At 67.3% G+C, this 24497-nt stretch carries 11 protein-coding genes and 1 pseudogene; 4 read left to right on the top strand and 8 right to left on the bottom strand.

Translation table 11 applies throughout. The features are described 5' to 3' along the window. Positions 1–30 precede the first annotated feature (30 nt). The 4 genes from ACQEVC_RS34680 to ACQEVC_RS34695 form a co-directional block, all read right to left on the bottom strand. Positions 31–2400 carry a hypothetical protein gene (locus ACQEVC_RS34680; protein WP_432886351.1) on the bottom strand — a complete coding sequence of 790 codons (2370 nt, stop codon included), beginning with the start codon at positions 2398–2400 and terminating at the stop codon, positions 31–33. Next, positions 2397–8099: a DEAD/DEAH box helicase gene (locus ACQEVC_RS34685; protein ID WP_432886354.1), complete on the bottom strand. Its 5703-nt coding sequence runs from the start codon at positions 8097–8099 to the stop codon at positions 2397–2399. Before ACQEVC_RS34685 ends, ACQEVC_RS34680 begins: the two co-directional genes overlap by 4 nt. Positions 8100–8462: 363 nt before the next feature. After that, entirely contained in the window at positions 8463–8924 is a 462-nt protein-coding gene (locus ACQEVC_RS34690; protein ID WP_432886357.1) for a hypothetical protein, read from the bottom strand. A gap of 430 nt (positions 8925–9354) precedes the next feature. Further along, positions 9355–9744 (bottom strand): hypothetical protein, encoded by a 390-nt coding sequence (locus tag ACQEVC_RS34695; protein WP_432886360.1) that lies wholly within the window; start codon positions 9742–9744, stop codon positions 9355–9357. A 362-nt stretch (positions 9745–10106) separates the two neighbouring features. Here ACQEVC_RS34695 and ACQEVC_RS34700 point away from each other — a divergent pair, with 362 nt between their 5' ends. The 4 genes and pseudogenes from ACQEVC_RS34700 (at position 10107) to ACQEVC_RS34715 (ending at position 18845) form a co-directional block, all read left to right on the top strand. Continuing rightward, positions 10107–14270 (top strand): NACHT domain-containing protein, encoded by a 4164-nt coding sequence (locus ACQEVC_RS34700; protein WP_432886363.1) that lies wholly within the window; start codon positions 10107–10109, stop codon positions 14268–14270. Between the two features lie 660 nt (positions 14271–14930). Beyond that, positions 14931–15427: pseudogene (locus ACQEVC_RS34705) on the top strand (YfbM family protein). Positions 15428–15868: 441 nt separating this feature from the next. Beyond that, positions 15869–17073 (top strand): IS3 family transposase gene (locus tag ACQEVC_RS34710; protein WP_432872245.1). Its coding sequence is split into 2 segments (ribosomal slippage): positions 15869–16160 and positions 16160–17073, totalling 1206 coding nucleotides; the frame shifts between segments, so codons are not numbered across the junction. A gap of 839 nt (positions 17074–17912) precedes the next feature. Next, positions 17913–18845 (top strand): hypothetical protein, encoded by a 933-nt coding sequence (locus ACQEVC_RS34715; protein ID WP_432886366.1) that lies wholly within the window; start codon positions 17913–17915, stop codon positions 18843–18845. A 62-nt stretch (positions 18846–18907) separates the two neighbouring features. Here the strand turns inward: ACQEVC_RS34715 and ACQEVC_RS34720 are convergent, their stop codons facing one another. From ACQEVC_RS34720 to ACQEVC_RS34735, 4 genes are all read right to left on the bottom strand, one after another. After that, positions 18908–20089, bottom strand: a complete 1182-nt coding sequence (locus ACQEVC_RS34720) for a DUF6461 domain-containing protein (protein WP_432886369.1) — start codon at positions 20087–20089, stop codon at positions 18908–18910. A 433-nt stretch (positions 20090–20522) separates the two neighbouring features. Beyond that, entirely contained in the window at positions 20523–21767 is a 1245-nt protein-coding gene (locus ACQEVC_RS34725) for a tyrosine-type recombinase/integrase (RefSeq protein ID WP_432876572.1), read from the bottom strand. After that, positions 21764–22837 carry a tyrosine-type recombinase/integrase gene (locus ACQEVC_RS34730; protein ID WP_432876570.1) on the bottom strand — a complete coding sequence of 358 codons (1074 nt, stop codon included), beginning with the start codon at positions 22835–22837 and terminating at the stop codon, positions 21764–21766. The genes ACQEVC_RS34725 and ACQEVC_RS34730 overlap by 4 nt, the downstream gene beginning before the upstream one ends. Before the next feature lie 560 nt (positions 22838–23397). Then, entirely contained in the window at positions 23398–24324 is a 927-nt protein-coding gene (locus ACQEVC_RS34735) for a hypothetical protein (protein WP_432886372.1), read from the bottom strand. Positions 24325–24497: the final 173 nt, after the last annotated feature.

Consider the following 24497-nt stretch of genomic DNA (forward strand, 5'->3'; position numbering starts at 1 on the left):
AGTTCTCTGCTGAGGTGAGCGGTGCGGGGGTCAGGCAGGGTGGTAATGCGGGTCTGCCGCGAGGTGCAGTAGACCCGCGGGATCGCCGGAGCCGCGGAGCTGGCCGCGGACGAACGTGTAACCGGTTGGCAGGGTGGTGTCAGCGTCCGGGCCGTGCACCTTCAGGGCCCATACGGCGTAGGCGTTACGGGCGGCGTCGCTGGCCTGGTGCCCGGGCGGCAGTAGCCGCCGGAACGGGGGCACCCAGTGCTCGCGGACCTGGCCGGCGAGGACGTCGGCCCTGGCGGTGTGCTGGTAAGCGCCACGCCGGGCGGTGTTGTCGGGCCACCATACGAACACGTCGGGTCCGCCGCTTCCGGGCCGGTCAGGGCTGCCGGTGCCGGGTTCCTTGGTCAGCCTTCCGGCGTCGACGAGACGGTCGCAGGTGTAGATGACCTCCCACATCAGCGGTGGAGCGACCAGGTCGGGCCCGAATAGCGCGGCGAGCAGCTGCGGCCCGGTGAGCCGTCGGGCTCCGAACGCGCCGAGCGCGCCGTGGCGCCGCAACGCGGCGATGATCAGCCCTCGCAGCTGGGCAACACCGCGGTGCCGTTCCGGTGTTCCGGCCGGGAGCGGCGCCTGAGGCTCCGGCGGGGCGTCGGGTTCGGCTGGTGGCTGCTCGGCGCCGATCGCGGCGGCGAGGATGGCGGTGTTGGCGTCCCACCGGTACTGGTCGCCGTACGGCAGCGGCTGGTCGAGCAGGGTGGTGGTGGCGCTGATCCGGATGGCGTTATGGGCGATCGCCACGGTGACCTTGATGCCGGGGTAGAAACTCCACGGCCAGCTGATTCCGGTCAGGGTGGTGCCGTTACGGCTGATCTGCTGGATCTGTTCGGTGTCGTCGAGGAGTTCACCGTCGTGGTGCAGCTGCATGATTAGTGGCCCGTCGGCGAGGACGTCCGCCGCCTGCCCAGCCAGAGGCAGTTCGCCTGCGTCCCAGTGACTCTCGCGTAGCGCGACGGTGTACACCACCAGGCTGTCGCGGACGACTACGAGACCGGACAGGTCCTCACCCTGCTCCTCGGCCGGCGTGTCCTGCTCGGCAGGGGTGTCCTGCTCGCCGGCGGGAACACCGTGTCCGGCCGGCGGGTCGGACGGTGCCCACTGCTGAGCGCCGGGGAGAGGCCCGGATCCGGGCTGGGCCTGCTCGGTACCGTCCGGGACACCGGACTGATGGCCGAGGCCGAGCGGAGTCCGCGGATCAGTGGCCAGCACCGCCGACGGCACCGGTTCCCGCGCCGAACGCCACAGGCCACCGGCCTGCCACACATCGTCGACGCGCAGGTGCACACCGCCGGGCAGGAGACCGTCGGTTGCCGCCGCAGTCAGGTCCGCCGCGGCCAGGTTGGTGTGCACGACCACGTCGGCGGCGCTGGCGAGCTCGAGCGGGTCCGCGCCGACGCTGTCGACATCGGTGCGGGAGGCCAGCAGCGGCCAGACGCCGGTGTAGCGCGGCTGCGGGCCGGCGCGGCGAACGGTCGCGATGACGTCGTCGACGTCTGCGGCGCTCAGGCCCGGCCAGCCGTCACGGCGGCGCTGTTCGAAGCGGTCCCGGCTGATGGTGTACCCGTGCCAGCGGCGCGGCGCACCAGCAGCGTCGAGCAGCCGGTCGATGGTATCGAACGCTTGATGCAGGGCGGCGGTGAGGACCTGCTCATCGCCGGGGTCGGTGAGCAGACCTCCGAGTGGTCCGCCGAGCAGCAACGGCCGACCTGGGCCGAGCAGGTGGGCGGCGTACAGGGCAACATCGTCGCGGCCGCCGACCCCGGACGGGTAGTGCACCGGCCCAGTCAGGTGGCCGCGGGCGTCGAGCACCGATCCACGGCGGCGCAGCCGGTCCAGCTCGATGTACTCGGCGGCGGTGAGTGGGGCACCGAATGCCTCGACGTCCAGGATGATCCGTTCGACGCCGGCGCGGGTGCCGCCGGGTTCTTCCTCCCCAGGCGGGCCGCCGGACAGCGACGCGGGTGCCCAGCCGTCGTCATCGACCGCGGGGTCAGCGCCGTAGCGGGCGACGACCTCGGCCAGCAGCGACCGGCGTCCACCACGGTCGATGTGCACAAACGTGCCGACCGGCAGCACAGGCCGCTTCTGCTGTTCCGCGCAGACTTGGACAAACAGGTCCGGGGCGAGGACCTCGGCGCGGTAGCCGTGGGTGTCGAGGTCGAAAGCGAAATGCAGTGCGTTGAACGCGGTGCAGGTGTGCAGCGGGGCCCGCCGGACCTCGGCGACCCGGGTCAGGTAGGCAATGATCCGGTCCCGTAGCGGGCCCGGGACGGCGTCGGGGCCGTGCAGCAGTTCCGGCACGAACAGCGGCTCGTCATGGAACGGACGCCACACCGTCGTGCTAACCGTGGTCATCGAGCCCTCCTCCCGGCCGCCTGGGCGCGGGCGGCGTCACGTTCGGCGTAGCGGCGCAGCCGCCACACCCGGCCGTCACCGGCGATATCGCCTCGGCTGGTCAAGTCGGTAACGGCTTCCTGTACGTGGCTGACCTGGATCCCGGGGTCGACGCCACGCAGCCGGTGGTACAGCAGCCGTGGCCACAGCGGCCGTCGGCGGCCGTCGGCGGCCAGGTACGTCTCGTCGCCGTGCAGAACTCGGTGGATCATGCTGACGGTTAGGCCGCGGTAGTTGTCCCACAGTAGCGACCGCACGTACCGCTGGACCGCTTCCCGGTACGGGGCCGCATCCCGGCGCGCGGCGGGCCGCGGCCGGGGTGTGTTCAACGCGTCCAGCAGTGCCGGCAGCGGCGCCTGGTCGTCGCTGGTTGACCAGCAGGTGGAGCAGCGGCACGCCGCGGTGGAGCAGACACCGTCGGGCAGCACCACCGCACCGGTCAGGGAGAAGTAGCCGGCGAACCCCGTGTTGGCGCACACACCGGCGTCGTACCAGGCCCCCAACTCCCGCAGTTCGTCGGTGAGGCGGGCACGGTGACCGGTCATCCGGCGCAGATAGTCGGCCGGGAGGGTGCCGCTGCCGCGCGCCCCGACCGCAATCAGGGTCCGGTTGTTCCCCGCCTGGGATACGTCGACGACGCCGATGTCGTGCAGCGTCGCTAGGACCGCCCACGTCTGGGCCGGGTCGTCGGCGACAAGCCGGTACCCGCATACCTGGGCGGTCAGGGCAGCGTGGACTGCGGTCATCCGGTGCCGGCCCGGCGCCGCGCCGGCGAGTGTAACCAGCGCGCTGGCAACGGCGGTGAGAGTGTGGTCGTCGCAGCGGGCCGGGTCGTCGAGTGGGGTGATCGTCACCGTCGCGGGGAAGTCCCCGTTGTCGTCGACTGCCCCCGTTTCGGCGAGGACCGCGAGGGCCCGCACGACCGCCGCCCGGTACTGCGACACCGTGCCCACCCGGCGGGCGTCGTCACGGTTCAGCCTGCCGGCGGCCAGGTCGGATCCCACGCAACTGTCGCTGACTCGGTCGGGGTCCAAGACCCCGCCAGTACGGGCCGCGGTCAACACCGCCTGCCCGACGGTGCGCAAGGTTGCTGCCGGCAGCCCTTGCGCGGCCATCCACGCCACGGTCCGGAAGCCGCGGCCGGAGCCCAGCGCCAGCCCGGCCGATGGTGCGGTCACCTCGCCCGGCGGCCGGCCAGCCTGGTCTCGGCCGGCCCGGCCGAGCTGCTGGTACAACGCGGCTAGGTCGGTCGGCGGGGACACCACGAACACGCAGCGGATGTCGCCGCGGTTGACGCCCAGCCCGAACGCGCTGGTCGCCACGATCAGCAGCGGTGCGTAGCCGTCCTCATGCTTGGCCGGGGCGTCACGGAACTCGGTGAGCACCGCCGCCTTCTCCGCCTCGGACAACCGGCCGTGGAAACGGCGGACCCGCTGCACGCCGTCACCGACGAACTCGCGTAGGTGTGCGTAGACCGCGTCGACCTCCTTGACCGTCAGGCAGTAGAAGATCGCGTGTTCGTCACACGCCGCGGCGACCGCCTCGGTCAGCCCGGCTACCGCGTTCGGGCCGGCCGTTTTCATCGCCCGCCGGTAGATCGCCAGCTCCGGCCGCAGCGGGTCAGCTGCGACCGTTACCAGCACCTCCCTCGCTGCAGGGGTGGCGGGCAGGCCGAACAGGCCTGTCCGTAGCCCTTCCCGGACCGCCCGGTTCGCGGTCGCGGTGACCGCGGTGACCCGCACCCCGTGCCGGGACCGCAACTCGGCGAGCAGCCGGGCGGCGCGGCGGAAGCTGGGCCGGAAGTCGTCGCCCCACTGCACGAACGTATGCGCCTCGTCGACGGCGACCCGCCGCAGGATCCCGGTCGCGGCGGCGGTGCGCAGCAGCTCCTGGAAGCGGCGGTTCCCGAGCCGTTCCGGGGACACGTAGACGAGCTTGATGCCGTGATCGCCGGTGCCGGTGAGCTGCTCGGCGACCTCGGTCTTTCCACGCCGGCTGTTCGACTCGGCCATCGGCCCGACTAGGGCACGGACCGCTCCGCCGACGGTGGCGTTCAGTTCGAGGGCCTGGTCGGCCATCAACGCGATCAGCGGCGACACGACCACGGTGACACCCGGCAGCGCCAGCGCCGGCAGCTGAAACGTGTACGACTTACCGAACCCGGTCGGCAGCAGCGCCAGCACATCCTTACCGTCAGCGACTGCCGCGATCACCTGCTCCTGCTGCGATTTCAACGCCAGCGGCGTGTCGGAGAACCGCAGGTAGCCGCCGATCGCGGCGCACCGGTCGGCCAATAGCCGTCCCAGCGTGCCATCGGCGCGGGCTACGGCCTCCTGCTCAGGGGTCAGCTGCGCCTGCCGGATCTTGCGGGTAGCCGGCAGCAGCGTGTGCTCCGTGAGCGCATCCGGCTTGCATAGTTCGTCGACCCGGTCGGCGGTGACCAGGTCGTTGTCGCCGAGGAACCGCCAGATCCTGGTCCACCCGTCGGCCATCGTCGTCAGGTTGCCGCCCGCCGCTTCGTCGGTGTCCGGGTCGGCGACCAGCAAGCCCGGCTCGAGGGACTCCAGGAACACTCGGCGGTAGGCGCGGCGCAGCGCGGTTCGCCCGGCGAGTTTCCGGTCACTGATCACGACCACGCCGCGGTGCTTACGCGACCGGATCAGCCGGCCCACCGCCTGCCGCAGATCCATCGCCGCCAGCGGCAGGTAGTACGACTCGGTCGCTAGCCGGTCCGGGTCCGCAAGGCCGGCCTGCTCTGCACGGCGGGCGACAGAGGCCCGCCGAGCGGCGATGATCGGGTCGGCGAACGGCGCGAACGGCAGCTTGTTGATCCACACCAGCGACAGCCGGTCGGCCGGGAAGTCGACACCCTGCCACATGCCGCGGGTCGCGACGCAGAACCCGCCGGTGTCGGCGAACGCCCGCGCGGCCCGCACGTTGCCTAGCAGCGGCGCCGAGGTCACCGGCACCCCGACCACCTGTTCCTGCAACCGAACGGTGATCGCGGCCGCGGCCTTCGTCGCCGTGGTCAGCACCAGCGCGCCACCGGTGAAGGCCTGCTGCTGCGGCGCCTGCGGATCGGGTCGGATGACCTCGCGTGCGTAGCCGGCCAGCTGATGCGCGACGGTGCGGATCGCACCGTCGCTTTGTTCGGCCCAGCTCGGGAAGTCGGTAAAACAGACCAACCGGGCCTGCTCGGCCAGATTGAACGGTCCCGGCAACGCGTGTACGTCGACGGACGAGTCGAGACCGAGCCGTTCCCGGATGTAGTCCCATCGGCCTGCCACCTGCAGCGTCGCCGACACGTAGAAGATCCGGGCGAACCGCTGCCGAACTTCCAGCCACTGCGGGTCACGGGCCAGGTCAATCGGAGCGGACGCGAGCGAGAACCCGTACCGGCGCGCGGAGACGTTGACTCCGGCCAGGTCATGCTCAACCGTGTACACCACTCGGTTACCCAGGTCCGGGCCCATCCACGGGAACAACCCGTCAGGGCCGAGGTCCTCCTCGCCGGCGCCGAGGTCCTCTTCATCAACGCCGACGGCACCGGCGATTTCACCATCTTCGGCGTCACTGTCCACCTCGGCTGCGGCGCCGGGCCCGCCGTCGGCTCCCAGATTCCGATCGCCTTCTCGGCCGAGAATGCTGCGGGCATCAGTCACGATGCGCTGGGCCGCGTCCGTGAGCTGCGCGACCCGGGCGACCAGCGACCCAGCCCGTTCCTTCTCCCACCACGACACCGACTGCATCCGCGGTGTCTGCAGATGCGTGACCAATTGCCGGTGCACCTGTTCCGCGACGAGCCCGATGGTGTTCAGCCGCGACAACAGTTGCCGGGCCGGCCGGTCACCGCCCAGCCCACCGAATGGGCTGGCCAGCGTCGCCGCACGGCTGCCGGGCTCCCCACCGGCGACGTCGAACACCGCCTGCCCCGCCCGCGGCAAAATCTCCGTGTCTAGGTGCCCCTCCAGCTCGGCGACCGCCGCGCGCAGCCGCGGCGGCACATCCGTCTGCTCATCGGCCCAGCGGCGCAGCTCCGCAGTAAGATTCTCCAGAAGCCGGTACTCCACGACCGCGCTGGCAGCGCCGGTAACTGCCTGCTCGAGCGCATGCGCCTCGTCGACGATCAGCAGCGTGCCGTCATCGAACACGTCCGGCCGGCTCATCAGCAGCGCATGGTTTGCGATCACCAGACGATGCCCGGCCAGCGCCTCGGCCACCGAGTCTGTCATCGCCGCCAGCGGCGAACCCGACCTGCGGCCGTAGTCGTCGCCGTCCTGGCTGACACTGCGCAGCCACGAACCGAGCACCGGCCCGTAGGCTGCGCCAATGTAGTCGGCCAGGAACATCGGCACGTCCACCGGGTCCGCGCTACGCGCCAGCCACCCCTGCGGTGCGGTGGCCGCAGTGATCAGCCTCCGGGTCAGGTAGACCAGCAGCTCACGGAAACCGGTCTGTACGGCGAACCGCGGCCGCCCACTCCGGCCCCGGCTTGGCCCGGTCTGCGCGGCGGCGGCAGCGTCGGTGAGCGAAGCGACCAGGGCACGCAACGACAACCGGTTCGAGGCCCCCTTGACCAGGTCCGCTGTCTGTTCCAAACCGTCGATCACGCTGGCGAGCCGATCGATGTCCGTACCCAGCTGCGTCTGCAACGCCTTGGTGTACGTCGCGATCACGGCGCGGCGCCGCAGGTCGCCGTCCAGCCACTGCAGAGCGGTTGCCAGCACCGCAAAACTCTTTCCGGTGCCGGTCGGCGCTTCACACAATGCATCCCGGCCGGCGCGGATCTGCCCGGTCAGCAACGCCGCCATCTGCTGCTGCGCTGCCCGCCGTTCCACCGTCCCGGTCGCGGCCGCCTGCGCCAGCGCGTGCGGGTCGACGTCCCCGCCTAGCCCGCGGACCGTGTCCGGCAGCCGCAGCACCGGCCGGGGACGGCCACGCCGCACTGGCTGATATCCGCTGGTCGGATCGAGATCGGCCAAGGCGTCAGCGAGGATCTGCGCCACCGTCACGTCATCGAAGGACGGGCGCGGCACCGGACCGGGCAGCAGCGACGTGAGCAGGTCCCAGGCCACGCTGCCGGCACCGACCGCGCACAGCAATTCACGGACGTCGGCGTCCCAGCCCTGCACCGCTACAGCCGCCTGCCGTAGCAGCCGGGCGGTCAGCTCGGCATCGTCGGAAGCGTCATGCCAACTGAGCCCGGACCGGTCGACGCCAACTTCGTCGGCGAGATCCGCGAGACGATGAGAACCGGCGTACGGCCATACTGTGTACGCCAGGTAAAGCGCGTCTACCCGCCGAGGGCCGTGCAACAACGGCTGCCCAATTCGGGTCGCCGCTTCGTCCAGCATCGGGAAGTCGCTACCGACGCCGTTATAGGCGACCAGGACGTCCGCGTCGTCGATGTACCGGCGCAGCCCATCCAGTACCTGTTCCGGGTCGACCGCGTGCTGCGCGTACTGCTCTCGGACGTCAGCCGACCGTAGCTGCTGCTCCCACTGCAGGTCCGGGAGCCTGACCCAGGAGGTGAACGCCGGTTGGTTAGCGCACCACAACCGGTCAGCGGATAGGCGTACCGCGCCGATCTGAAAGATCCGGCGGTCACCTTGCGGATGATCTGCACTGGCCCGGACAACGGCCTCCACGTCAACGATCACCGCGCGTAGCGGACCGGGCCGTCGCTTCGCCCTCGTCGGCTGGTCGGCGGGCGTGGAGTCACTGGCTACCGAGAGCACACCATTGTGGTCGTGGATTAGACCTGCGGAGATAGCCCTGGACACGACGCTCTGAACACGGGAAGCCGGCGTCCCGGGCCATCGCTGCTGGGCAGCGGACACCAGGATGCTGCTGACGCACGGGCCGATCTGCTTAAGTAGCTGCTGAAGCTGCAGCTCGCGGGTACCTACCTTGCTCGTAGAACCACCCCGTTCAGTCGGTACGGAACCTCAAGTCCCTCACGGCTTGTGCCGTCGCTCGTGAGGGTGCCGTTGTTTGCGCCGCTAGGCACTGACAGTTCTTCGTCATGTCGGTTGGAAGTCGCCGCGCTTCAGGCGATTGACATGCAACTGCGGTGTGGCCAACATGGCAACTGGACCGGCCGGATGCCGGGCGCGGCTACGTCCTGAGGCACGCAACGACTCCGTAGGCCTCTGCACGGCCGGGGCCCTAATCGACATGACCGCCGACGCCAGCGAGCGGCACCTCACCGAAGTGCGTTCCAGGCCGCGCGCGAGTACGCGATCCTCGGCGCCATCCAGCGCGGCGTGTGGAGCCGAGCTAGCGAAGACGGAGTCGCAAGACAGCATCACCGATTTCTGCTGCAATGTCCCATCCGCCAGAACGTCGACCAAGATGATCAGGTCAGGCGCGTCCGGGTCCTCCGGGCTGTCGATAACCGGATTCCGCTCGACCGCAGCCGTAACCTCCGCCAAGAACTCGATCAGCCTCGTCGTCCTCTGCAGCGCATCCTGACTGCGATCCACGCCCCTTGGACCCCCTGCTTCACCGGGAAGGCAAGGCAATAGACTGCGGCGCGCCCGGCCAAGAACACAAGAGCCTCACAGTGATCACGACATGAGTGAGTGGATAGGGTCGTCGTTGGTCATTGAGCCGCCTGCTAACCAGTTCCTTGCGCTTGACAGACGGCAGCACGTGCCGGCATCCCGGATTGAGACCCCGTGGCCATGTCATCAGTCACAAAGATCAACATGACGACAGGCACAGGACCACCTGCCCCGAAATCCCTCGTCAGTGAGACGGAGCACCGCGTACGGCACGCTCGGGCCACACCTCAGGCGCGTTTGCGCGCAGATCGCGGCGGATTCAGACGGGAACGGGACAGGGCGACGTGCGCTGTTCGAAATCGAACGCCACTTCCGCGGCCGCGAAGCCCGTCATACCAGGTGGTGGCGCTCAAGCTGGCGGGTCGGGCTGAATAGCGTCAAGCGCGTCGAGTGCCGCCAGCTCCAGGCGCAGGGACTCCTCTTGGTCGGCACAGCTGCGGTGGTCGACTGACAATCTGTCGATCAGGAAGCGGGTAGTGACGAGACTGCGGTCCAGGCAATCGCGGATGAATTCCAGATCGCCGTCGGTCAACGCCAGCTCAAGGTGGGCGTCCCGCGGTGGCCAGCCCACCGGACCCCGACCACGCTCCGGGTGGCTCGCGTTGGCGTCCCACCCCAGTTGGCGAAGCCGGAACGCCTGGGCGGCCACGGACTGGTCCCCGTCGACGTTCTCAATCGCGTGGATGTTGTCGAGCACGGCATCGATGGTCAGCCACTGCGCGACGCCTACGTGCGCCACAGCACCCCCTCACGCTCCGGTCGTTCCTCGTGCTGCCCGGTCCAACCGGGCTGCTGACGAGGCTGGCAGGCGGCGCCAACACGGGACAGCCTCAATAGTTCTCGGACGACGAAATCACTGGCCACTTCGGCATGTCACGTCGTCAAGCCGAGACTGCCGTCATGGCCGGGCGCCTGACCGCATGGTGGCGCTCCGGCCCACGGTAGCCCCTCGCGAAGATGTCGCCCACCTCCTGAATGAACGCGAGCGCGGACAGCGGCAGATGCGGATGCCAAGATCGTTGCACAACCGCTGAATGTGCTGGCTGCTGTCCGAGTGCGCGCTTTGCTCGTGAGGTTGTATCCGCCTCGTACACTGCCGCGGTGAGTCGACGTGATCGGGTGCAGTGGCAGCGTTACTGGCGCAAGCTGGGGAGCAACGGTACTCAGGAGGAAGCGTCGGCGGCCCACGCAGTGGGGTTGGCCAGTCAGGCCGGCCTCGTGACAACCGGAGAGGCCGCTGCTGCCCGGTGCGCTGTTCTTCTCGCACCCCCGGGGGCTGGAAAGACCTACGAGCTGGAGTCGCTAGTCGACGGCTGGACGGGCGCCCGCCGGATTTCTTTTGGCGCGCCAGGTGACGACGGCCGGCTGCTGCGGGCGATCGACGATGCCGTGGACGCACTCGCTCCTTCCACGTCCTCGACCGGGCCGCTGTTGGCGCTCGACAGCCTCGACGAGGCCTCTCTGGGTGTTTCCGCGCTGACCGAACTGATCGCCGATATCGCCAGGCGGCTGCCCCGCAACGCACACTTCGTCCTGGCGTGCCGGAGCGCGGGCTGGCTTCCCTCCGTGGAGCACGTTCTCCGAGACCGGCTCGACGACGTCGAGATGTTCGCCCTGCAGCCGCTGACGCCCGACGACATCGTGCTCTATGCCACGGCCGCCGGAGTGGACGGCGACGCATTCCTACGTGCGCTCCGCGACTCCGGCGTGGCTGATCTGGCCGGCAGCCCGCACACCTTGTCCCAACTAATGGCGGAATACCGCGCCGCGGGTGACGACGGGTCGTCGCTGCCCGGGGGACAGCGGGAACTGTTCGAGAGGACCTGCCGTCGCTTGGTGACGGACTCCGACAGCCGGCGGCATCCGTTGCGCCCGGCAGACGTCGATCCGCTGCTGGCAGCCGCGCGGCATATGGCTACGCTCAGCCTGTTCAGCGGTCGCCCGTACTTCACTCTGTCCGACGTCCCTGGTCCAGTGCATCTTACCCGCACGGACTGTGCCGCAGACGTGACCGCCGAACAGTTCGCTACGGTCTTGAACACCGCATTGTTCGACACCGCCGGCCCAGAGCGGCTCGCCTTCTACCACCAAACCGTCACCGAGTTCCTGGCAGCCCAACATCTGATCGACACCGGACTGTCGCTGGAGCGGCTCCACCCACTGCTGCACGGGCGCGGCGGGCGACTCGCGCCCCAGGTACAGGCGGTCGCCGCGTGGCTGGTCGCACTGAAGCCGCAATACTTCGGCGCTCTGCTCAACCACGACCCCGAGGCGTTTCTCCGTAGCGGGGTCGAGATCATTGATCCCACCTACCGGCGCGTCCTCGTCGACCGGCTGCTCGATCTCGCCCAGGGACATGAACTACTCCGGATCGCCGACCTTGATGTCGGCGGGCTGCGCTATGACGGCCTTGAGGAGCGGCTCCGAGCGGTGCTCGCCGACCTGTCCAGCAGCATGGATGCGAGCTATCTGGCGATCCGAATCGCTCGGCAAACCGGTCTTCGCTCGCTCAACGACGTCTTGGTCGCCACCGCCCTCGACGTCAGCCGGCCGGTGCCCACCCGCAACGCGGCGGCACTGGCCAGCCTCGATCTCGTGCCGCCCACTGGCGCCGATGCATTGCTGACACTGGCTGAGCCACACCTGTCGGCCGATGACCCCGACGACGAACTGTTCGGGGTCGGCCTGCAAGCGCGTCTCGCCGCCGGGATCCCGCTGCCGGCGCTGTTGCGACAGCTCCGAGCACCGAGCAACCCCGACATCATCGGGAACTACTGGTCGTTCCTCCAATTCGACCTGCCCCGCAAGTTCCATGAAGGAGACCTGTCTACCAATGACGTTCGGGAATCGCTGCTTTGGACAGCGGCCATAGAGCCATCGCGCGGTGCCCCACAGAGCGGCCGTAAGACCCTCTGGGGCGCTACCGATGAGCTGTGCGACGCCATCCTCATCGCCGGAATGCGTCAGCTCGCCGAGATAGAGGTCCGTGACGCGATGGCCGCCTTGGTCGCGCGACGGCTACGAAACCTCCGACCTGTGCTGCGCCGCAGGCAGAACGCACCGCTCCGGCTCACCGACCGGGTCCGCCGTGACCTCGTCAGCGCAATCCGAAACCACGATCTGCAGCGCCACGAGGTGTTCGGTCTCGCTCGATCCGGCTTAGTTGGTCGGGGCGATCTGACCTGGTTGCTCGCAGACGCGATGCGCGCCGAGACCGTTGAGGCCGCACAGCACTGGTCTGCTTGGCTAGTCTTGGCCTACGACCCCAGCGCTGCGGAGCACCGTGCCGCTCTGGAGCAAGTCCCGCCCAACACGCCACTGTATGAGGCGGTCGTCAAAGGGCTCCTGGAGCCACCCAGTCTGCCGGACGATGAGGTCGGCAGTGATGATGCCCCGGACGCCGAAGAAAGCGCGACGCCTCTTACCGAGGCTGACCTCAAGAGTCACCTGACTGAGTCGTTGAGCCTCGATGCGAGTCAGGCGTTCCACTCGTTCGGCTACTGGGCACAGTTTGCTCCTGGGCCACCGTTCTCCAGGGACCACACCACGCTGCGGGTGGTGGACCTACCGGGCTGGTCCCTGGCCGGACAGACGCTACAAAACGCGGCGCTCGAAGCGGCACAGCGCTACTTGGAGGCCACACAGGCTAACGGCGCAGATCTACTGGGCACCCAGCAGTACAACACAGGCGCCTTCTCTGCCGCACGAGCGCTCGTCCTTCTCTCGGAGCTGGGCGAAATTCCAGTGCTACCGAACTCCCGGTGGCGGTTCTTAGCGCCGGTCCTGGTTCGAGGGCCCTACGTCTCGCAGGATGACGCGACGCTCGTACTCCCGTTGCGCTGGCTCTACAGCAAGGCCCGCGAAGCACTACTCGACGCCACCGAACGGGAAATGCGCGGCCGACCCGAATTCGCGCAGTTCCCGTTACGCCGGCTCCGGCCGATTCTCGACCCAGAGGCCGTTCCATGGCTCCGGCAGCTGATCACCGATCCTGACACCGATGCCGCTGCGGCCGCTGTCGCGTGCGAGATCCTGACCAACGTCAATCCTAAGACTGCGATTGGCTTGCTACGCGACACCGACAGCAGCCTCGGCACAGATCAACGGCGGCACCTCGGCGCCGCGCTCCTCACCCACGACGGACCTCCCTCCTGGCCGACAATCCGCGAGCTGATGGCAGCGGACCGGGCGCTGGCCGGCGACATCCTCGGCGACATCGCCGAGCATCGCGAAGGACTGAAGCGACCCCTCGACGAAGCCGCCACGCTGGAGCTGTGGCAGGTCATGAACGAACTGTTCGCGCCGGCCTCGGATCCTGAGGTTCGTGGAGTTCACACTGTGAGCCGTCGGGAGAGTGCCGCGAACATGCGAGACGGCCTCCTGCCTGCACTCGCCAACCGGGGAACCCCGGAGGCGGTTGCCGCCTTGCAACGGCTCGCGGACGAGCATCCGTCCGAAGCCAGCTTCCGGCGGCTCGTAGCGCTGGCGAAGGCCGCACAAGCCCGCTCCGACTGGCAACCACTGCCCCCATCTGAAGTCTCCGGACTCATCAAGGAGTACAAGTCGATCCCTAACCGGGAGCCGTTTTCACTTAGCCTCTGGGATGTCTCGGGCCTCCTGGTCGGCGTGGTTGCCGCCGCCCTGATCTCCGCCGCGATCTGGGGCAGAGATGGCTTCGAGGTCGCGCAATCGTGGCTTTTTGCCGCAGTTGTCGCGGCACTCGGAATAGTCGGCTGGTCCAGAAGCCGACTTCCCGGCTCTCTCTCGGGCACGCCCGCCAAGACCGTCAGGCGCTTCCTTCAACCGGCGCTGTTCTTCGTGGGCGCGACCGTGCTTGGCCTGCTTGTCGTCTGGTTTGTGCAAAGCCGTGACCATGTCGGCGCGGCGACCGCCTCTCAACCCGCCGGGCCGACCTCTCCAATGTCGCCCAGCGAGCCAGAACCCACGGCCTCGCACCAGCTGACGCCGCCGGTCCAGATCGCTATCTCATCCAACGAGACAGCACCGGGCAGCACTCTGACAATTCAGGGCGAAGGCTTCTGGCCTGGCGAAACCGTGCGGATCGAACTGACCGAAGGCAGCGGCCTCACCCACTTCAGCGGCCCCTACTTCCCGGGCGATCCCACCGCCGACGCCGACGGCATCCTGCCACCCACAGCGCTAATCATCCCGGAAGGGATCTGCTGCTCCGGGGCCACGGTCCGCGTGCACTTCACCGGACGTACCAGCCACCGCAGCGCCGACCACGTGTTAACGCTGCGGTGAGCCTCGTTGTTCTCGGGATGTCGGCAATGAAGCGCCGTACACCGATGATGGTGGAGCGAGAAGCGAGGACGGTGCCCATGCCGGCGGACGAGCGGCAGCAGGCAGTCAATGGTTGAGCGCACTGTTCTCGGCGCGACCGGACGGCAATCCAGCCAACGCAGGGAACGCTGCGTAGCGAGCGCAACGCGGCAGTTGAGTGCGTCGTAGACTTCCGCCGCTGCCAACTCGCTTCCTCCGCCGTCGCTGGGATGAGTCACGAGGCGACGAGTTTGACGGTTGGGGACGCTCCGTCTGGTACTTCGAGGTCGATGAGGATGGCTGGCCCGTTCGGCAGATCGAGGTGTACGCCAACGGGCCGGTTCTCCGCTACGGACCTGGACATGAGGAGGACCGGTACGGGGGTTTGGGCCAGGTGAGCCCTGATGACGGGACCAAGGTATGGAAGACCTTACACCATTGCGCGAGACGTCTTCGAGCGTGTCTGGGACTCAGCCGGCGAGTAAGATCGAGACCTACGGTGACATCAGCGCTAACCACCAGGCTGCGTTCCCTGCAGCAGACATCCGGATGTCCCGGTGGGCGGAGGGCCGGGGCTGTTGTACCAGCTTCTGGGCGCCTGTCGGCGTGCTCGCGTTGTGGTGGTAGTAGTTACGTGTGGGCATGGAGTTGATCGGTCGTCGGCTGTCGAGCGACGAGTTGAGCGCGGTGTTGAGCGATCCGGCGGCTGTGGGTCCGCTGCTCTATGGCGATCTGGACGATGACGATGCGGAGATGCCCGATCCCGAGTTGGACCTGGGTAAGTCCTGGCATGGCGTTCACTACCTGCTCGCTGGTTCTGCCTGGAGTCTCGGTGACGGCGCGGCCGGTGCGGCGGTCCTCGGTGGTGCCGAGATCGGCGAGGACGGTGGCTATGGTCCGGCCCGGCTGCTCAGCCCGGATGCCGTCCGCACCGTCGCCACCGAGCTGGATGGGCTGGATGTCGAGACACTCGCGCCGGTTATGACGCGGATGCGATGGCGACCGCCGAGATCTACCCGCTTGGCTGGGCTGATGACGGCGTCCAGCTCAACAACCTGATCGGCAATTTCGTCGAGCTGCGCCGGTTCTATCGGGCGGCAGCCGACAACGGTCAGGCGGTGCTCCTCGCCATCACCTGACGCGCCATGAACGGGATCGGCGAACGTAGCGGGACGACTGTCCAACGACATCACCTTGCTCACCGCCGAGGCTCGCACGCTCAGCTCAGTCTCGGCTGGCGACGGCAGCTCGGCCACGAAGCGTGACGACTCCGGCTGGGTTGGCGCGCACGGTCGGCGGCAAATCCGTGCCTCTGATCTTGTGGTCCTGCGTTCCTGGATCCCGCCAAAATTGGGTCCAGGTTCCTGGTCAGCCCGGGGCAGTCAGCCAAGCTCGCCCACCTCGGTCTGGGCAGCAGACGCGACAGCACCGACCGGTCCGCTGGGTCGGGATCCGGACGGCTGACCTGCCGACGCAGGACCGCAACCTGGTGTCGCAGCACAAGGGGGAGTTGCTCCCTGATCTTGGACACTTGAGACTGGGATCGTGATGGTCCTGGTGGACAGGAGTCCTGGAACACGATGGTGAACAAGCACTACCCGGCCCAGTTCAAGGCGGATGCGGTGGCGTTGTACCGGTCTCGGCCGGGCGCGACGATCGCGCAGATCGCTGATGACCTCGGGGTCAACCGGGAGACATTGCGTAGCTGGGTGCGTGCCGACGATCAGCAGCGCGAGACCGGCCGGCCGCCGGGGGTGTCGGCGTCGGGGCGGAAGCCGGCTTCGGTCGAGGATGAGAATGCCGAACTGCGACGGCGGGTCCGCGAGCTTGAGGAAGAGCGGGATATTCTGCGCAAGGCGGCCCGGTATTTCGCCGGGGAGACGCGCTGGTGAACCGCTTCCAGTTCGTCGCCGATCACCAGCAGCGCTACGGCGTGAAGCGGTTGTGCCAGGTCCTGGGTGTGGCCCGGTCGAGTTTCTACTACTGGCGGTCGACCGAGGCCGACCGTGCCGCTCGCGACGCCGCCGACCGCGCGCTTGCCGGACAGATCAAGACCGTGCATGCCGCGTTCGACGGCACCTACGGAGCGCCGCGGATCACCGCCGAACTCCGTGACAGGGGCATGCGGGTCAACCGCAAGCGGGTAGCCCGGGTGATGCGCCGCTTCGGCGTACGAGGACTTCGGCTGCGCCGGCGCACCCGGACCACGATCGCGGATCCGGCCGCGGCGAAGGCCCCGGATCTGATCGGTCGGGATTTCACCGCTCCGGCGGCGAATCGCCGCTACGTCGGCGACATCACCTATCTGCCGGTCGGTGACCGCGGATTTCTCTATCTGGCCACCGTCATCGATCTGCATTCGCGCCGCCTGGTCGGGTGGGCGATCGCCGACCATATGCGCACGGAGTTGGTCCTCGACGCCCTCAACGCCGCCCAGCGCACCCGGGCAAGCCTCGACGGAGCGATTCTGCACACCGACCACGGTGGGCAATACACGTCTCGGGCCTTCGCCGCCGCCTGCGCCGCGGCCGGCGTCCGGCAGTCGATGAGCGCGGTCGGCAGCTCGGCCGACAACGCTGCCGCCGAATCGTTCAACGCCACCTTCAAACGCGAGACCCTGCAAGGCCGCCGCGCCTTTACCAACGAGCACGAAGCCCGCCTCGCCTCGTTCCGCTGGCTCCACCGCTACAACACCGTCCGACGGCACTCCCGCCTCGGACACCGATCCCCGATCGCCTACGAAAACACCGCAGCCACAATCGATATGCTGGCCCCAGCCGCATAACCCCCGTGTCCAAGATCAGGGGTCAAGCCCCAGGATCTCGACCTACTTGGACCGCTCGCCGCGCAACCCAAGCACGATCAACTGCATGACCTGACACAAAAGCAGATACCCACACGACAGGATCATGGACGGTCAGCATGGCCATCAACACACGCCCGACACCACACAAACCGCACTTCACAAGCCATGACCGAGTTTCCGAGCGGTACAGGCCGGGCAGGATCGCGTCAACCTGGCGCGAGGGCGACAAGCAGCATCGCCTGTGACATGCATCACGGCATCTCGTGGGTCTCCACGGTTGATCATTGCATCGATCGAGGTCAGCGCCGAACATCAGCCTCGAGGCCTCGCCTAGTGGAACAGGATGCCGCAACTGTGTCGGGGATATCGCATTGCCTGAATACGGCGATACACCTAGCCTTGAAGCGCCATGACTATCTCGTCAAGGATTTGGGGGGTCTTCTCTAGTGCGCTTCCGCTTATCATCTGTCGCCGCTGTCGCGGTTCTCGTTTCAGTGTTTCTAGTCGATCCAGCAATCGCATCCACACCAGATGCCGGAAATGGCGTCGAGGTCACGTCCAAGCAGGCACGTCCCGACAGGCCCAGAGTAGCCACCGCTAAGGCTGCAGCCAAGGGTGTCGGGGACTGCGCCGCGTCACTGCAGTCGTACCTGGCAGCTGCGGCCAGGCGGGGCGAGGAAACGGTCGGCTGTCTCACCGTCGCCGATTCGAACGATGTAGCGACAACAGCACGGCCGTCGGTCGCACCCCCCAACGTATGGTGCCGGGAGCTGGGTGAGACAACCTACTGGTGGTATACCCGTACCGATGCCTGCCTGGTGACGGTACACACCTACACCCTGTACAACGCGAGTACGGGTGGAGTTATCGGCCGGGCCATCATCGACGTTACCCACGAAATGGAACTGTCTGCGACAAGTGGTCAGTTCGACGAACACGTGACCATGACGCTGGTTTCACAGACAACACCATTAATTACTGCTGTGCTGGTCACCCTCACGGCTTCATGTTCTGGCGGCTGCACGGCCACGGACTCAAACGCGTTCGATGGACCAGCGACTCTCACCTTGGGCGCAACAGTAGACGGCTGGTTCACGTACGAGAACGAACCCGACCCGGGCCCGGACTACTTCAACACGAACTACACGATTTTTTCCATTGCGCCCGGGGCCACTCCGATCGACCCCGAGGACGATTATCCGGGCCCTTTCGGGATGCGATGCGACTCCACCGTCGGCGCAAGTACGGGATGCGTATTCGCGGACTACCGCCCAGATCTGGAACTGTCCCAGGTCACGCACGGCGCATCCGCGACCATGGTGCTGTGGGCGCAACTGTTCCTGCCTGACGAGTGGGGCACTCCCGACGCGCCCCTGACAAGACTTGCCGACACGCAGCAACAAGATCGGAACCGCGACATTATCTGCGACAGTACGTTCGTTGCCGACCCCAACCCGTCGACAGATCCGAACTACCCCCTCAGAGACAGCTGCGATGAATACGCGTTCGCGGCCAGCCGTCAAAGTGGCGCCATGCTCGGCCAGAGAGGAGCTGACTGCGCGGAGGTCCGACCGTTCTTACAGAATGGGACCTGGTACGTCACGTCGTGGTCGGACGGCACCGAACGATGCGTGCGAGGACATGTTCCGCTCGGCGAAAATAGAGCGGCCGGAAATGCCCTAAGTACACTCACCACTCAGATGAGGATCTTAGACGGCGAGGAATACACGGTTACAGTTTACGCCGACTAATTCAAGCAGCAGACGAACAGCGGCAGGGGCTGGGGACGCACGTTCACCAGCCCCTGGGCAGCTTATCTGCGCTGTGGTCGGGGACCCGACGGTCGAGAAGCAGGTGCTTTCACCACCCGGGTCCGGGCGCCCGAGTGTAGGTCTCCAAACAGTGCAGCTTGCCGTTCTACCTCGGACGGCGGCGGTTCCGGCAAATAGGACAGGTCCAGCTCCGGCGGCGACGGCCAAGCCGCCCGCTGCCGCAGGTGCAGAAGCGCGTACATCGCGGATCGTGGCGGGAGCACCAACGCCGCATGTACCGCCATAGCCGCCGCACGGCGTCTCAGTCGTCGTTGACGCTCCTCGGTGGACAGGCCAGCGGAGCGCCGCAACGACACTTCCCCGCTGCTTTCCGCCCCGGTTCCCTCCGCGATCAGGACGCGGATTCGCATCCCGAGCGCCTCGTCGTCGCGGAGGATGGAGGGCTCTTCATTCCCATCGCGGTGCAGCGCATCCCCCAGATCGCGGTCTCCCAACAGGTCCGCCATCGTCAGCATCCGGGACGCCAAACCCCTGACGGCCGGCCATAGATGTTCGTCTGCGGCGCCGGCAACGGCCGCCGAAACGAATGGACTACCGATCAGTTGTGCCCGCGCCCGGTCGGTCTCTGGAACTAGAGGTGTTGGCAACAGCGGCAACACCGGCGCGCCGGGCAAGGGCTTCCGGAAGTCTGCGGCATCGAACGTAATTCCGAGGACTTCCGCAGCCAGCAGCAGACAGGTGGCCAGGCGCCCGCCCAGCCGACTGCGATCACCCAGCAGGCCGACCCTTGCCAGGTTCGGAACCAACCGATCCGGGTCAGTACCGCCACGTTGCTCAGGCGTTCCCGCCTCGAATCCGGTGACTACCTCACCGTCCTCCGCGTAGGCAAAATGGACCATCGCGTTTCCGGACCGCATCACAGACACAGCCCTCGTCCCGGCAGAAGCGCGTCGCAGCACCTCCGTGCGACCGCCCTCGACACTAAGCACCTCCGTCGTAAAGACCGAAGGCCCTGCCCGCCCAACTCGCACGATCGGTTGATAAAGATATTCAGGAGAGAGCAGCTTCAACGCCTCTGAAGACCGGTAGAGCCGGATCAGCTGCGGATCGCCGCCGAACGCGGCGATGAGCTCGCGCTCCGCCCGATCGAGCACAAACATCATGCACAGTGACTCGTAGTCATCCGCCCAGCGGAACCGCTCTGCATTTAGGATAGTTGCCACACCGATCCTTCCATCGGCTCATCGGACGTCACGAAGAGTGGCGCCGGGGTGCCCTCCCTGCCACAGCTGTGCCGTCGGCCAACGTCCCCGCCGCTACAGCGCCCGGCCACCCCCATTTGCACCATAGCCCGGTTCGGGTCGTGGCGCGGCTGGCGTATCGCTACGCCCCGCTGACGAACCACCCCGACGTCCTCGCATCGATCCAAGTCAGCCAGCCGACCCAGGAATCTCCCTTCGAGAACCTCCCGGCTGCGCCGGGGATACAACAGTGAGGTCGACCCGGGGCGCCCTGCCGGCGTTACCGCCGGTGGGTTTCCCCGAGCCGCCTCCCGAACCCGGCGTGCACGGAAGTGTGTCGATTTCCGTGTTTGGGCCCGTGGTGTGATCGAATGCACTCATCTCGGCATTATGCAGGTAATCCTTGTCAAGTTGATCATGATGCTTGTTGGTCGAGGCCATCGAGGAGCCGGGTGAACAGGTCGGCGCGGTGGGTCTGGTTGTTGGCGGCGGCGTGGTCGTGCTGGCGTTGCAGGGTGGGCCGGAACTCGATGCTGGTTTGGAAGAAGGTGCAGGTCTCGCAGATGGCTTCGAAGGCGCAGTCGAGTTCGGGTGGGCGGGTGCAGTAGCCGTTGCCGAGCAGGCGGTGGTGTTCGCGGCGAAGTTGGGCCATGCGGGGCCCGATGGTGTCGGCGGGTAGGGGTTTTCCTTGCTGGTAAAGGGATTCGACCTTTTCGGTGACGGCGAAGTATTCGTCGGCGACGGTGCGGTTGGCGATTTTGGCGTAGCGCAGGGTCATGTCGAGGCTGCGGTGTCCGAGGAGGGCGGCGATGGCTTCGAGGGTCATGCCGCGGTTGATGGCCTGGGTGGCCAGAGTGTGCCGGAGTTGGTGCGGGTGGATGTGGGTGAGACCGGCTGCGGTGCCGGCTTTGTTGATCAGCCGGGTGACGGTGTGCCGGTCGAGCGGGCGGCCGTTCTCGCGGGGCAGCAGTAGCGGGTTGTCGGCGTGGACGTGGACGTTGCGGTAGTCACCGATCAGGGTGACCAGGTGCGGATGCAGGGGCAGGTAGCGGTCCTCGTGGAGTTTGCCGACCGGGACGTGCAGCCAGTGCGCGGCGCCGATGAGCACGATCGCGTCGGCTTGCAGGGCGGTGAACTCGCCGACGCGTAGCCCGGTGCGCAGCAGCACTTCGACCACGACACGGGTGAGCACGCGGGGCTGGGTTTGGGCGGCTCGTAGCAGTTTCGCCGCGGACGCGTCGTCGAGGGCCTTTGGCAGGGGGTGGTCCTGTCGCGGCAGGTCGGCGGGGATGATCGGGATCCGGGCGGGAGCTTCGGGCCAGTCCCAGTCGCTGATGCGGACGAAGAAGATGCGCAGGGTGCCGAGCCGGTGCGCGAGGGTCGCCGGGGTGAGCTTGTCGGTGCGGTAGCCGGTTCTGGCGGTGAGCCAGGTGCGGAAGCCCTCGATGTGCCGGCGGTGGATGTCGGCGACGTGGCGGACCTCGGGTGCCTGCTCGACCAGGAACGCGGCCAAGGATCGCAGGGCCAGGTCGGCGCTTTTCACGCTGCCCGGCCGCAGGATGCAGGTCAGTTGGTCGAGGTAGCGGCGCATCGGTGTCACCATGTCAGGGATCTCGGTGGCGAGCTGGTCCCAGCCGGGGAGCTGCCGAGGGCTGCTCACCGTCCCCCCTCGATCAGGCTGACGCCGTTGCGGGGCAACGGTTTTCCGGAGAACAGTTGCGCGTCGATCACCTCGGCGGCCCGCCGGTATTGCGAGGCCAGCCAGTCGTCGGCCAGGTGCAGGTAGATGCGGGTGGACTCGATCGAGGCGTGCCCGGCCTGGGCCTGGACCGCCTCCAAGGCCATCCCGGCCTCCCGCAGCCGGGTCAGGCAGGTGTGCCGCAGCTGATGGCAGGTCACCGTGTCCAGCCCGGCCCGCTGCCGGGCCGAGTCCAGGATCTGATCCAGCCCAGCCGGTGACAGTGGCCGGCCCCGGCGAGGGCCTTTCAGCACCACGAACAGCCGGTCGGTGGCGATGCCGGGCGGGCGTTCGTGGTGCAGGTAGGCGGCCACGGAGGTGAAGAACCGGCCGGAGACCGGGATCTGCCGCTGATGGCCGCCCTTGCCCTCGGCGATGAACACCCGCCGGGCAGCGACCTGCAGATCGTCCAGCCGTAGACCGAGGACCTCACAGCGGCGCAGTCCACCCAGCACCATCGCCTCACACATGGCCCGGTCCCGATGCGTGCGCAACGCCGCCAGCAGCGCATCCACCTGAACCGGAGACAGAATCCGCGGCAGGGTGCGTGGCGTGCGTACCAGCGGCACGCCCTGACGGGGTCGCTGCCGTTCGCGGCGTGTCGGCAGGCCTCGGGGCACCGGGTTCGCCTCGACATCACCGCGGGCCTGCAGGAACGCGAACAACCCGGACACGCTTGACAGCCGCCGCCGGACCGTCCGGGCCGACACGCCAGCGCCGTCACCGGCGGCCTGCAACCGCCGTGCCGGGCCGCCGGCATACTGCGCGGTTACGAACGCCAGAACGTCGGCCGCGACGACCCGACCCGGCGCCTTACCGACCACGGTGAAGAACACCTTCAGGTCATACGCGACCGCGACCACAGTGTTCGGCCGCGACCGCACCGACAGGAACTCCAGATAGGCGTCCAGCAACGGCATGCCGAACCGGACAACAAGATCACCAGCCGCGGTCCTCGACCGCCTCAGCACAAGATCGACCCAGACGGACATGCAGGAACCTCTCCATCGAACCCACCACCAACACCGGCAATGGGTCAACGACGATTACCTGCATATCAAGCACAACCGTGCGCCACACGCCAGCCGGAGTCGTGACCCTCTGTGACTTGTAGACGACTTGTTACCGCGCCCGCTCTGCGGCAGAAGAGGACGTCCGTGACGATGACTCCTCAATTGTTCGGATTGCAGCTATTTGCTTCGCATATTGACGGCAACAGCGCCGAGTAGGCCGAGCACGCCGATCATTCCGACGACACAGCACAGCAAGCCCAATAAGGCAGTGCCTAGTCCCTCCACGTCCGTGGCATAGGTCAACAGCGCCTGGCTGGCATGACCCCCGCACGGCCTCCCCGCAAGGCAGGTACGCGGCGGTGTATTCCCCCAGAACGCGACTTGCCGCTACGGCGGTGCGCCCCACCCGCAGCGGCAGATCCGGATGCGTGATCTCGGACTACTGTAGCGCTCGATTCAAGGACTTTGAAGTGCGAGTTGTGAAGATCAAATGCTGGACCGCCTGATTCATTTGCACCCGGGCTGAATCAGGGTCGCACTTACGCCTCAATGCGCAACCAGGCATCCTCGGCGCGGAGCCATAAAGTCCCGTCGCGGCCTTGGCCACATCGCAAGACAACTCGACCGGGCACCTCAACCTTTCGCCGTTCCACCGCAGCCCAGGACCCGTCGATCAACTCAGCGCGAACCACCTCGGTCGAACCCTTGTTGTGGTCTCGTCGAGTCAGGATGGCGTGGTGACCACGAACCGCTAATCCGTCCGGAGACTGGACAGGACTGGACCAACTGGCTACCTCACCAGTCGAGGGGGTGATCCGTGTTAAGAAAGTGCCCCCTTCGCCGGGTCTGGAGTACCAGGCCAGCCACACTTGGTCTCCTTCTGTGGCAGCACTGAACCCCGCTAATGGCCATTCTGGAAGGCGTCCATCTGGCGTCCAACCAATCTGTCCCTGACCGTTCCATCCGGCAAGCCCGGCCGCAGAGTGGGGATGGCTGCCATAGATGCCTTCATCGCCGTAGGCGGTCCAGATTGAACCGTCACGGCCCGTCACTAGGACATCGATGTCGTCACCAATGCAGAACCGGTCCTCCACCGCGCCTTCCGAAGAATACACAACCGCGTTCGGCTCCCATGATCCTTCTTCGCTCTTGCGGGCGCGACCATTCGCGATGAGGAGACGGCCGCCGGACATGAAGGCAATGTGACTCGGCCTCAACGGGATCGCTCTGATAGTGCGATGATGTATCGACCCGTCAACCTGACGGACAACGAGCACGCCGTCGAAGGGCACCTGGGGTCCCCAGCCAACCCAACCCGCTATGTAGGGAGACTGGCTCAGTTGCCGTTCAGAGACGAACAGCACTGCGAGCTCCTGCGACGGACCCACCGTCCACCACAACGGACGTCCCCACAGCCGAGTATCAGCGGCGGCCGGCTTCCACACTTGCTGCATCGCGACCGCCACCACGTCCTCCTATACAACGTACCGCGAACCACGGAGAAGCGTACGGGCCGCAGTGGCCTCGGTCGTACCATGGGGCACCGTGTGGTCGAGAGGGCGAGCAAGCATCCCGAGAGCACCGTCATCGGCACGACCGGACGTCCTCGCACCCTGCGGACCACCGCTGGCGGCTACCG

This window comes from Plantactinospora sp. CA-294935, from assembly GCF_050936445.1.
In the GTDB taxonomy this organism is placed as follows: Bacteria; Actinomycetota; Actinomycetes; order Mycobacteriales; family Micromonosporaceae; genus Plantactinospora.

Bases quoted from the DNA above. Each gene is read 5' to 3' on its own strand.
- ACQEVC_RS34680 (WP_432886351.1), bottom strand. From the start codon at position 2,400: ATGACCACGGTTAGCACGACGGTGTGGCGTCCGTTCCATGACGAGCCG.
- ACQEVC_RS34730 (WP_432876570.1), bottom strand. From the start codon at position 22,837: ATGTCCGTCTGGGTCGATCTTGTGCTGAGGCGGTCGAGGACCGCGGCT.